The organism is Leptolyngbya sp. ST-U4 (assembly GCF_039962215.1).
In the GTDB taxonomy this organism is placed as follows: domain Bacteria; phylum Cyanobacteriota; class Cyanobacteriia; order Elainellales; family Elainellaceae; genus Leptolyngbya_A.
The window spans coordinates 1-11,370 of sequence record NZ_JAMPKZ010000028.1 but is presented as its reverse complement, the minus strand read 5'-3'; the positions used below and the strand labels follow the sequence as shown (position 1 = coordinate 11,370).

General features: G+C 50.6%; 10 protein-coding genes and 3 pseudogenes. 6 read left to right on the top strand and 7 right to left on the bottom strand.

Going from position 1 to position 11,370, the window contains the following annotated elements; translation table 11 throughout:
• The gene (locus NDA02_RS23240; RefSeq protein ID WP_190791606.1) at positions 1-2,496 is read right to left on the bottom strand and encodes a hypothetical protein; all 2,496 of its coding nucleotides are present in this window, start codon (positions 2,494-2,496) and stop codon (positions 1-3) included.
• A 705-nt stretch (positions 2,497-3,201) separates the two neighbouring features.
• Between NDA02_RS23240 and NDA02_RS23235 the strand changes: the two are divergent.
• Both NDA02_RS23235 and NDA02_RS23230 read left to right on the top strand, forming a co-directional pair.
• Positions 3,202-3,399: pseudogene (locus NDA02_RS23235) on the top strand (DDE-type integrase/transposase/recombinase); the annotation flags it as partial.
• A 329-nt stretch (positions 3,400-3,728) separates the two neighbouring features.
• On the top strand, positions 3,729-3,887 hold the full coding sequence (locus NDA02_RS23230; RefSeq protein ID WP_348256022.1) for a hypothetical protein: 159 nt from the start codon (positions 3,729-3,731) through the stop codon (positions 3,885-3,887).
• A 19-nt stretch (positions 3,888-3,906) separates the two neighbouring features.
• Here NDA02_RS23230 and NDA02_RS23225 read toward each other — a convergent pair whose 3' ends face one another.
• From NDA02_RS23225 to NDA02_RS23215, 3 genes are all read right to left on the bottom strand, one after another.
• Positions 3,907-5,106: a YeeE/YedE family protein gene (locus NDA02_RS23225; protein ID WP_348249279.1), complete on the bottom strand. Its 1,200-nt coding sequence runs from the start codon at positions 5,104-5,106 to the stop codon at positions 3,907-3,909.
• Positions 5,107-5,122: 16 nt separating this feature from the next.
• A complete protein-coding gene (locus tag NDA02_RS23220; RefSeq protein ID WP_190792611.1) occupies positions 5,123-5,350 on the bottom strand; it encodes a hypothetical protein in 228 nt (75 codons plus the stop codon).
• Positions 5,351-5,474: 124 nt separating this feature from the next.
• A complete protein-coding gene (locus NDA02_RS23215) occupies positions 5,475-6,458 on the bottom strand; it encodes a sulfurtransferase (protein ID WP_190792610.1) in 984 nt (327 codons plus the stop codon).
• Between the two features lie 493 nt (positions 6,459-6,951).
• Here NDA02_RS23215 and NDA02_RS23210 point away from each other — a divergent pair, with 493 nt between their 5' ends.
• Together NDA02_RS23210 and NDA02_RS23205 are read left to right on the top strand one after the other, a co-directional pair.
• Positions 6,952-7,857 (top strand): AraC family transcriptional regulator, encoded by a 906-nt coding sequence (locus NDA02_RS23210; protein WP_190792609.1) that lies wholly within the window; start codon positions 6,952-6,954, stop codon positions 7,855-7,857.
• 70 nt (positions 7,858-7,927) lie between these two features.
• On the top strand, positions 7,928-8,920 hold the full coding sequence (locus tag NDA02_RS23205; protein ID WP_190792608.1) for an SDR family NAD(P)-dependent oxidoreductase: 993 nt from the start codon (positions 7,928-7,930) through the stop codon (positions 8,918-8,920).
• A gap of 215 nt (positions 8,921-9,135) precedes the next feature.
• Here NDA02_RS23205 and NDA02_RS23200 read toward each other — a convergent pair whose 3' ends face one another.
• Together NDA02_RS23200 and NDA02_RS23195 are read right to left on the bottom strand one after the other, a co-directional pair.
• Positions 9,136-9,330, bottom strand: a complete 195-nt coding sequence (locus tag NDA02_RS23200) for a hypothetical protein (RefSeq protein WP_190792607.1) — start codon at positions 9,328-9,330, stop codon at positions 9,136-9,138.
• Between the two features lie 128 nt (positions 9,331-9,458).
• Positions 9,459-10,493, bottom strand: a complete 1,035-nt coding sequence (locus tag NDA02_RS23195) for an IS630 family transposase (RefSeq protein ID WP_190791414.1) — start codon at positions 10,491-10,493, stop codon at positions 9,459-9,461.
• 57 nt (positions 10,494-10,550) lie between these two features.
• On the opposite strand from NDA02_RS23195, the pseudogene NDA02_RS23190 reads away from it, so the two are divergent.
• Both NDA02_RS23190 and NDA02_RS23185 read left to right on the top strand, forming a co-directional pair.
• Positions 10,551-10,664: pseudogene (locus NDA02_RS23190) on the top strand (LuxR C-terminal-related transcriptional regulator); the annotation flags it as partial.
• Between the two features lie 8 nt (positions 10,665-10,672).
• Positions 10,673-11,293, top strand: coding sequence for a transposase (locus tag NDA02_RS23185; protein ID WP_348256021.1), 621 nt, complete (start codon positions 10,673-10,675; stop codon positions 11,291-11,293).
• Here NDA02_RS23185 and NDA02_RS23180 read toward each other — a convergent pair.
• A pseudogene (locus NDA02_RS23180) lies at positions 11,265-11,370 on the bottom strand (IS630 family transposase); the annotation flags it as partial. The gene NDA02_RS23185 and the pseudogene NDA02_RS23180 overlap by 29 nt on opposite strands.

Below are 11,370 nucleotides of genomic sequence, written 5' to 3'. Positions count from 1 at the left end.
CTAGGAAATTGTTGGCTGACTGTCTGATGTAGAAACTAGCGTCAGGCTGTACACCGTGTATTCCTGCGGATCGTCGTCTTTTTTGTCTTGCGGATGGTCGTAAATCAACGCGTGCTGCACTCCACGATCGACATTCGTGCCTGTAAACCGCACCAGTCCAAAGTTCGAGGCAAACACCACCGATCGGGCAATTTTGGCTTCGAGCTGCTTTTCGCCCCGACCCAGCACTGCTACATAGCCAGCCTCCGAGTCCGCCGGAATCAAATCGGGCTGAATCCGCGTCGCCTGGGCATCTTTGGGGCGAGCTTCGGCGCTTTCGTCATCGGGTCGATTATCCTTCACCAAACTGGTGCGCCAAGCCCAATCCGACGGTTCGTCAATGCTGCTGCCCGCTGCCCAGCCTTCTGCCGGCAGCACAACCGGAGTACGACGCAGCAGGGCGCGTTTACTACGAGGAATCGCTCCTCCCGGCACGTTCACCCGACCCACCAGATCGATCGGACTATCCCAGCCCAGTCGCGCCACCGGATAAAAAGCTTTGTGCAATAGCTCCTGCACGGTCACGGTTTCGAGCGATCGCTTGGCGACTGCACTCCATTCATTCTTGAGGGCACTGGATGTAACCTGCACAAATCGCGTCGGTGTGGGCTGGCCGCGCTTCCAGTAGTCCATTTCTGCGCTGTAGCTGTAGTGAACATCGCCACTGAGAATCACGACTTTTTTGAACTGATTCAATCGGGCAAACAACGCTTCTAACTGAGGTGCGTCTAGCGACCATGCCTCCATGTCAAATTCCATGTAGCCCGTAATCTTCGGCGTTTGATTCCAGATCACGGACATAAAGAAATCAGCGTACCCGCGTGCCCCCAGCGGCTGTGCCACTTCTTCGATCAGTGCCAGGCCCAGAACTGGAGCCGCTGACACGACAAACAGCAGTTCTGCCCCCGGTGAAGGAGCCAGGGACGCAGGCAGTTGGGCATCCAGGCTAGCAGCACTGATCAATCCCGGTGGATTATAGCGACCGACATAGCTGCGCCTTGTGCGGGTATCGAGCACTGCCGTTGTCGTTGGACCCGTAGGCACGGTAAAGTGCCAGTCAATTTTCGGATCTATTCCCCCTAAGCCAAACAGCGTATCGATCTGGTTTGCGACTGAGGTAACGGGTCCGCCTGCCGCCGGAAACAGTGCCTGGGCTTGCGTCAGCAGTTGGGCGTGATCGCCGGTTTCAAATCGCTTCGGATGATTACCCCAGGCTTGAAACAGCGCAAAGCTCAGCAGTCCATTTCGCACCACCGTAACCCCCAACGGACTGGTCAATACCCGGTCGCGCCAATCCTGCGTCAGATACCAATCATCCGTCACCTCATGATCGTCAAAGATCATATAAGTCGGAACATTTGCTAAAACTCGCTGCACATAGGGCAGAGCCTTTTTGAAGGTCTTCACCTCCTCTAGCTGTTTCTTGTAATCCTCTCGTAGTTTGTTGCGATCGTCGATGCGGTCTTTGCGATCGTTTCTAGAACTTCCGGGAGGGGGTGGCGGATACAGATCGCGCAGATGGGCAGGCAATCCGGAGACGATTGTGTTGGCATCCCGACATCGATCGTCCGGGCATTCGGGAAACAGCGTGTCTTTGCTGGCGAAATCGTCCCACAGCACATTCGACCAGTAAAACAAATACAGCGCGCAGAACTCGCCAAACGACAGGACATGGCTGGACGCTTCTCCGCTGCTCATCCTGGCTTGTTGCCGCACGAGTTCCTGCCGCCAAGTCGTCGGAAAGTTGGCAGTCGTGACCTGCACGTTTTGCGTTCCGCTAGAAGTTGTGAGCGGCAGGGTTTCAGGCGCGCCCAGCAGCGCATTTCCCGCCACGGTGAGCTGGGGCAAAAGCATCATCGGCACATCGTCTGCATAAACCTGATCGCCGGTAAGAAAGAGCTGGTGTGGTCGCTGCAAGGGTTCTGCGCGCGTGCGCTCAATCACTTTGTCCAGTGCCACCAGTCCATCTGCCCCATGTCCATGTGCCTTGCGGCAGGAGCCATGCACAATCCGCAAATTTTCGATTTCGGCTGGAGGCAGCGCAAAGGTTGGTAGCCGCCCAGCTAAGTAACCTAATGCTAGCCGTGTAGGTTCGATCGCCGGACCCTTATCTTCTAAATACTTTTCGGTACTGAGGTCTTTGTTATTTGGACCTGTGAAAACGAGGTTGTAAGCGTAATTTTGACCAGGAATTAGCGGCGAAGCCGTCAGGTCGATCGTCGCCAGCGCAAAGTGCAGCTTTTCGCCAATCCGAATTGAAGCGGTACTGCGTCGATGGGCAGCTCCTGCACTGCCAAAAAAGTCGCTAGCAGTTGGCACGACGATTTCACCTACCCACAGCGCCAGTTCCACCGTCCGCGCCGCCGATAATGCAATCCACACCGAAACCAGCGTTGGCTCAACTCGCCGCACGATCGGACCCGCAAGGATCAGCGGTAGCGCATTAAAATCTGGCATAAGGCAACCCATCCTGCTGAGGAGAAATCGAAGATGTGGCGTACCCTGATATCAATCTCCTGATATTGGTCCTGATGCAGCATACTGAATGAAATAAGCTGAATCAAGTGTGCTAAACCAAATGTGTTAAACGGAAAATGACCTGAAGATAACCTGGAGATAATCCCCAAGAGAACAGAACCTGAGCAAGATCGTTGAGGAAACTGTAACGCTGAGGGATGCACCTCAAACACATTAGTCTCCTACTAATTCAATAACAAATTGCCATAAACAAAGTGTGGCACAACTTTTTCAGCAGGTGAGGAAATGACGGATATATTTACAAATTCACCTCAATATGACGATGAAATTCTGAATCGTTCTATACAAGATTTGAAGTCAAGTTTTTCTTAACAAAGATGAAAGCAACAATAGGGTAAATGTATCGAAAATGATGGAGATAAAGGAAAGGAAGCATGAGAAGAGTTGTTGACCTAAGCAGGTAGGTTGCCCCCTGCTCGGTTTCGAAACCATATTTGTCGTAAGGCAGGCGACCAACGAGTGACCATTGCTGGTCTTTTCTCAATTGGCATTCCTGACTCAAACCGCTCCCCTAGCCCCTCAAAATTGAGGAAACTAAACCAGATTAACCTTACTTTCAAAGTTCCCCTCGCACTTAAAGCGCGGCAAAAAACAATTTGAGGGATTTAGGGAGCGACATAGCACATTGAACAGGATCATCGGAACATCAAGCGGGTTGTGAAGCTGATGATGGGGTTCAAGTCGTTTAACAGTGCCAGAAAAACTCTGAGCGGGATCGAGGCAATGAATAGGATGAGAAAAGGACAAGTCAAAGATATAGAACGAGGAGATGTAATTGCTCAGGCAGCACTCGTGTGTCAAATTTTTGGAGCCGTAGCATAGCCTCGTTCTCTGTACAAGAATCATCTGTCCTCAAGAATTATTCGCGATACAACCGTGCTTGGCGCAGAGAAGTGAAATTCATGGCGATGTCCTCTAAGTTCAATTACCTTCGGTTTTTATTAAGCGAAAAACCAAATCTATATCGTTAATGCTTGACATTGCGCTCTGTTTATTCAACTTGTGGTTTCAGGCTTATTCAGCGCTGGTCAAATTCGGGTAGTTGGCGCAACTGCTCTTGAAACCAGCGATCGAATCCCCGCTTTGCCGATCGCACCCGCAGCCAGTTCATCACGATTATGAATAATCTAAACCTGAGCTATCCCAAGAAAATGAATCAGGCAGTATCGGCAAATGAATGCTGCGGTGACTTTATTTCTGACGAAGATCTCAGACTTTTAGTCACAGCAACTCATGATGAACAGGCGAAAGAAGAAGTGACGATATTTATGAATACCGAAAGTCACGATTATTTTGCCATGTATATCTAAAACGCATATCTAGGCAGCCTTAGTTGGAGAGCCGAAACAGCGATCGCAGCCGAATCCCCAATCCTGTTCCTAGTAAAGCAAAGGTAATCCACAGCCAGCCATGCAAACTGGTGGAAGCGATGCCGCTGAAGTAAGCTCCCACATTGCAGCCAAACGCCAGCCTTGCCCCGTAGCCCATCATCAAGCCCCCGATTAGCGCAGCGGCGATCGCCCACCTGGAAACAGGTTTTTTGACCGTCAAGCGTCCTGCCAGCGCAGCAGCGAGGGCAGCTCCCAGCACAATGCCGAAATTCATCACGGAGGTAATGTCAGCAAATATGCTCTGCTCCAGTGCCTCGGCTCCCATCCCCTGACTCCAGAATTCGCTGGTTGCCGGATTCCAGCCCAACGCCTGCGCAATTTTGGCTGTCCACAGGGTAAATCCCCAGGTAACACCCCAGGGTCGACCTGCGATGAGCAGCGTCAATCCATTCAGGATGGCAAGAGCAATTGCACCGAACACGAGCGACCAGGGACCATACAGTAAATGCTTCAGATTAAAAGGCTCAGCAGGAGTAGGGGTTATATCATCCGCAGTCTGATTAGATTTGCCCCATTGCCATAGCAGCAAAGCGATCGCACCCAGCAGAACAAGCTGTAATCCAACCCCTGCCCATCCCCAGGATTTGAGGAGGGAAATGGGGTCAGTCGCAGGAAGTCCTGCCCACACTGATCCGGTCAGACTTGCCCAAAAAGAACCGATGCCAAAGGTCAGCAATGTTAACAGCATCATGCTACTGCCGCCGCCGATCGTGTAGAGCGTACCGCAGGCACAACCGCTGCCTAACTGCATCCCAACACCAAACAAAAATGCGCCGATCGCTCCCTGGACGCCCACTGGCGCAACCGCTGCCCGTAAGCTCTGACCAAAAGCACTTCCGGCTAACAGGAATGGTGCAAAGAGCAGCGTTGCGATCGCCAGCATCAGAAGTTGTGCCAGTACGCCTCTCACATCACGGTGGACAAACAGTTTTCGGTAGGACGAGGCAAAGCCAAAGCTAGCGTGATACAGGCTTATTCCAAACAGTCCGCCAATCAAAAATAAAACACTTTGCTTTAGCCCACCAAAGGGACTGACAACGATCCCTCCCAGCGCAAACAGCCCAAACAGAACGGCGATCGGGATTGTTTGAGGACGGGGAGAAGATTGCGGATACTGGGATAGGGCAATGTTAGACATGGAACTTCTGCGGCGGTTACGACTGAGAAGACGGAGACGGAGACGGAGACGGAGACGGAGACGGTGTTGGAGAAGATTCCTGGGAGGAACCCTCTTTCTTGGGTTCTTCGGGCTGACTGGGGGCGCAGCTTGCGATGTATCCCAGGCTAGTTGAACTCACTTCAACCATCCACGAAAGAAGAGCCAAACCCAGAACAGATGTAGTGGCGATCGCTCCACCAAACAGTAAAAAAATAAATCGCATGAGATGACGCAGAAGAGTAATGAGACATTAAGCAAAAAGGAACAGGAATGGAAAGTAGGGAATAGTTAGCTAAGTTTTTGATGCTCCTGCGATCCCATCCTCCACTTTCCTCAAAATACCTGCATTAAGCACCGGCACCTGTCTCTACAGGCAAGTCTGGATTGGAGGAATATTCTGTCCAAGATCCTTCGTAAACCCGAACGTTGGGGTATCCTAACAGGTGCTTCAGAACGTGATACTGCAACGTTGCTTCACGTCCAGTACTGCAGGTCACGATAATGTTGTCTGTGGGTTTCACATTGCGCGATGCCAGAATTTGACGAATTTCATCCAGAGGCTTCAGTTGGTGGAAGTTTGATTCTCCCACGGTAAATGAAACCCAGGGGATATTTTTAGCACCAGGAATATGTCCATTTCGCGCCCAAACCTGCTGCTGCCCGGAGAACAGTTCCGGTGGACGAGGATCAATGAAAGTCACGCCAGGTTTACCAATTAACTGTCTGACCTCAGCTAAAGTCACTCGTACGGTGGGCTGATCGCGTACTGTAAAACGTCCAAGATCGTAAGCAGGAAACTCCTTACTAACGGGCAATCCGGCTGCTTTGTACCCTGCAAAGCCCCCATCCAAAACCGCAGCATCGGCATGTCCAGTGCGTTCGAGCAGATAAGCGACCATCGTTGCTCCTAACACATCCCGACCATCGGAATAAACGAGGACTTTACTATCGTCACTCACGCCTGCCTGAGAAAAGAGCGATCGTAATTTATCGGCTTCCCAGTACTGCACGGGAAGTGTACCATTGGGTCCCCGGAAAGTGTTATCTGCAATATGCACTGCATTCGGGATATGTCCACCAAAGTAATCGAACGGACTAATTCGGACATCCAGGATGCGAAGTTTAGGATCGTTCGCGTGCTGAGTTAACCAAGTGGGCTGCACAAATTGCACATCAGATGTTTCAGTCGCTAGCGAGGGCAGAATTGATAGAGATGGAATTACGATCGCTGCCAGAAACATTGAAACAACAAATGCAAATCCTTTAATTCGCAAGGATTTTGCCGTCCATAATTTCAGCTTGAGACAACCTTGCCAAAGTCTAGAAGCCATGCCATTACTCCATTAGAGAAACCAAAATTAAGGCGAAATTAGTCAGAAGCCGTCCATTTCTGATGGCTTGAAAGTAAACGTCTTCTATCATTTCTATAAAGTACGGTAAATACATCGACTTACCGTGGATGCTAAAGAATATCCCATAATGCTGGATCGATTGCAAGGAGAATCTGCTCGATCAGGTATTTAAGCGGATTAAAGTAGGAGTAACCGCAAATTAAGAATGGGGGTACATCAGTCGACATCAGGTTGAACCTACGAACCCCCGCACGATATTTTTGTTCAGGAATCCTTAACGGCGGTTGTGTCGCAAGAACTTGTTAAGGACAAACGATGGTAACGTTTGCATTCCCTTAAGCAGCAATGCCAAATACCTCAATAGCAGAGGCTATCAAGCACAGAAAATTTCTCTATGTAGGGACAGTAATCAGAAGATTGCCTGTAGAGTGATTTCAGTCCAAAATATACTTAAAATCACTTCCTACTGCCAATGTCAGATAGCCGGATTCATCTGGTCAACAGTCAAACTGGAAATATCTTTCCGGCTGCTCCTGCTGGAAGTGTGTTGTTTTCGAGCGTGAATGCAGGTTGGCAGGGAATCACTGTTGAACTTCACCGAATTTCATCGTTTGAACTGCCCGAACACTATATCGATGGACATCGTTTGGCGGTCAACATTGGTCAACCTGTTCACTACGAATGGAAAGAGGGCAAGCGTTGGCGACAAACGACTTTGAACCCAGGTGATTTTTGCTTACAGACACATGGAGATATCAACTTTCCTCGATGGTGGGGAAACTTTGAGCTTTTGGCGATCGCCCTTGACCCTCAATTTGTTCGCCAAGCGTTTCAAGATACGGGTGCTTCAGAAAACATTAGTTTTCTAACCCGTCGAGGTGAAGCTGATACAACAATTGCTGACTTTACTCGTCGCTTTAGAGCAGAATTAGCTTCTGGAAGCTACTGTGGCACGCTTTATGGTGAATCGCTTGCGGTCGCCTTTGCTCTTCATCTGATTGAGTATCACAGCGGTCGTTCCCAAAAACTGCGTAAAGCAGCTGGAAAGCTCTCATCACAGCAGCTAAAGCAGATTATCGAGTACGTTCATGAACATCTAAGCGAGGAGTTGAGTTTAGTTGACTTAGCCGAACAGATGAACCTGAGCGCATTTCACTTTGCGCGTCTCTTCAAAAATTCGTTGGGACTTTCCCCACATCAATATCTGTTGCAAAACCGAGTCGAGCGTGCCAAGAAGCTGATTGCGATCGCCGGTAAACCAGATCTGACAGAGATCGGGTTGCAGGTGGGCTTCTACGATCAAGCGCATTTTACCAAAGCCTTTAAGCGAGTCGTCGGCATTCCACCCAAAAGCTTCTTCAAGCAGGTTGCAAGCTAAGCAAGATTTTACAATTTTTCGACACGGCTGTTTCGATAAGCTGTCCTCAGAGTTTAGGAGGAGCGAACCAGTGAAGAAGCTAAATCGTTCACGTCGTGGATTAATCAAAGGTGCTGCCTTGGCTGCAACTGGAATGACACTAGGAGCAGGACTATCCCCTTTACGAACCCAAAAAGCAACAGCACAGGCTCCCACTCAGCCCGCTGCACAGCCTCAACCCTCCAGCCCGCTTCCTTTGACTGGAAAGGTCGCATTCGTTACTGGAGCGGCGCGAGGGATTGGACGGGCAATTTCAGAAGTTTTCGCAATGAATGGTGCCGATGTTGCCATGTTGGATATTGCCGATCCCTCTCGTCTGAACTCTTCACGGGGTTATCGTGTTGCCAACCTGGATGAGTTTAGCGCAGCCGTTGCTTCTGTCAAGCAATACGGCACAAAGGTGCTGCAAATTCAGGTTGATGTTCGAGATTTAGCAGCAATGCAGTCTGCGGCAGAACGCACGAACCGGGAATTGGGTGGAATTGATGTTGTCGTTGCCAATGCAGGCTATGTGGCATGGCACAGCTTTGAGGATGGAACCCCTCAACTCTGGCACGATGTATTCGATGTCAATGTTCACGGAGTTTTCAATACAGCAAAAGCTGCCGTTCCGTTTCTCAAGCAGCGGGGTGGTGGACGCATCATCAATATGGCATCTGTGGGGGGCAGGGCTGGATTTGCTGGAAACGGTGCTTATACATCGACGAAGTGGGCTGTGATTGGGATGACTAAGCAAGCTGCTCAAGAGTTGGGGCAATACAACATCACAGTGAACGCGATCGCGCCAGGTGCAGTCAACACGGCAATGTATCGTAGCGAGGGACAGATGCGATCAATGGGTGTCTCCACTCCAGAGCAACAGGACGCACTAATTAATCCAGTGAGTCCACTGGGCAGTGCTGGAGCGATTGAGCCAGAGGATATTGCCCAAACAGCACTTTTCCTGGCAAGCAATGCAGCAAAAACAATTTCAGGAACGACGATCGATAATGCGCTGGGCTTCAATGCGAGCTATACAGCGTGAGCCTCGTTTCTTGAATGTTGAGTATATTATCCTACTGTCTAACAATTGCGTTGCAGCTGCAGACGAAAGATTTTGGTCTAAATATAGAAGCTACCTGCCGCCGCTGAACGCAGCCTTTAACACTCAACACACTGCCAAAAATGACTAGGAACGGCAGCGCTCCTTGCCCCCATCCTCGATAGAGCGAGGCTCTAGGGCGTATTACAGGCGATCGCTCAGCGTTTATTTTCGGCAGTGTGGTTTAGCTCAAGGTTGATGTAGCGGTGGTAAGTGGGACGGCTAATTCCCAAATGCTCACAGATGGAAGTGACCGATCGCTTTGGATCTGCTGCTAACGATCGCCCAATCTCAATCTCTTGGGGTGGCAGCTTCTGCTGTCGTCCCCCTTTCCGACCTCTGGCTCTTGCCACTTGTAGTCCTGTTTGGGTGCGTTCTTGGGCGTTGCAGAATGGGGATATGAAACCAGGGTAAAACCAATGCAATGTTCCGAATGTCGCTCAACTGATATTAACCTGGCAAGTATAGAGAGTGCATAAGGTCAGGCAGCATAAGCAATGGCAGGATGTTTAAAGTACCGCACGATGCGCCCCGGCAACTTCTGAAGCTTATGCAGATGAGATGACACCCGCTGTTCCAACTGCGCCTGGTTTCGCGTCGGGGGCTTCGCGTGAACTCCCTGCTTGACATCACAGTTGAGATACTCGGCTGGATTTAACTGGGGCGAGTACGACGGCAGGTAGAGTAGCTCAATTGCCTGCTCATGTTCCGCTAACCACTGCTGCACTGCCCCTGACCGATGCACCGGATGCCTATCCACGATCCACAGCAACTTGCGCTGGCGCTTCTGAATCAGTCGCTTCAGAAACGCGATGAACACCTGCGCGCTCAGCGTCTGGGTGTACAGCATGAAGCGCACCGTCCCTTGATTGTCAATGCTGGCAATGGAGTTCACGTTCGCTCTTTGGGTATTGAGCCGAATCTCTGGCGTTTCTCCCCTCGGTGCATACCCGCGTCCCCCTTGAGCCCCCGACCGCACTCCGGCTTCGTCGCCCCAAGCAATTTCTGCTCCTTGTTGCTTCGCACGGGCTTGAATCTGCACATACTCCGTCTCTAGCCACTGCTCGACCGCTTTAGGGTCTTGTTCATACGCCCGCTTCAGAGGCTTTTGTGGCGTCATACCCCACCGCTTGAGATACTCCCCCACGCTGCGAAGTGGCATCACAACGCCGCACACTTGAGCAACCAGACTTGCCACAGCTTGACGAGTCCACAAGGCACTGTCTATCTCCAACTCATCCGGGCAATAGTCTCGCATCAACTGTTGCAGGTATGCCTCTTCGTCAGGATTGAGCGTCCGCCCTTGCCCCAATTTTTTGCCTCTAGGGTATTGCTCTAAGGCGGCTTCTCCTTCCTGCTGATATTGCTGCCACCAGTCAGATACGGTATTGCGATGCACGCCCAGGTACTCGGCGATATCAACTATCCGTTTGCCTTCCTCACGCAGCCGAATTGCCTGCTGCCGCAGATAGTTTTGAGTGGCTAGATTCAGCGTTCGAGCATCGGGTTTGTTCATACCTCTATGCTAACAATTTCTCTCCTAATCCTGCCCTCTCTTTCCTTGCCGGGTTAATATCTGAGTGAACACACAGTAAAAACCTATGTGCGCAGAATTTTGAATAAACTATTGGTCAACGATCGCGTTCAGGCAGCCGTTGTCGCGTTGCGTTCAGGCTTGCTTGGATGATCATCGGTATGATCCAGAGTCAGAGCGTGCATCTCAATGGGTTCGACGTGTATGTCAAAAGCCGCGCGCAAGTTGCTCAGTCGCACCGAAGACGGTTTCGTCACTGGTTGTCGAACCGACGGATTGATCTCGTTGCGGCTCATCATGTTCTGATCAAGCAAGCCTTGTCCGAGTGGAGCAGTGAACAGTTATATCTAAGCCTGGATACAACCGTGGTGTGGAATTGTTTTTGCATTGTCTGGGTGGGAGTGGTGTACCGGGGCAGAACGGTTCCTATAGCTTGGCGAGTGGTGGCACAATCTAGCAGCACTGTCCGGTTGTGGACGATTCAGAGAGTGCTACGACAAGTCCAAAGAAGCCTGCCCGATGATGTCGCAATTGTCCTTTTGGCAGACCGAGGCTTTGCCGATGGCAAGTTGATGAAATATCTCCGAGACAATCTGGGTTGGCATTTTCGGATTCGAATTAAACGGTCGTTTCAGTTTCAGCACCAAGGACAATGGCGCAAAGTATCATCGGTGCAGTTACAGCCTGGACAGGCTTACTTCACAGATGCGGTATCGGTCGGCAAAACGAGACCTTACCCTAACATTTATAGCTTTACGGAAAAACGTTCGGACAATGTTTGAAGGCAGCATCGACACAAACGCGAAAACTGTCAAACTCGTCCCAGCGTTGGCGCATCCAATTCTTGAGCACGAACCAC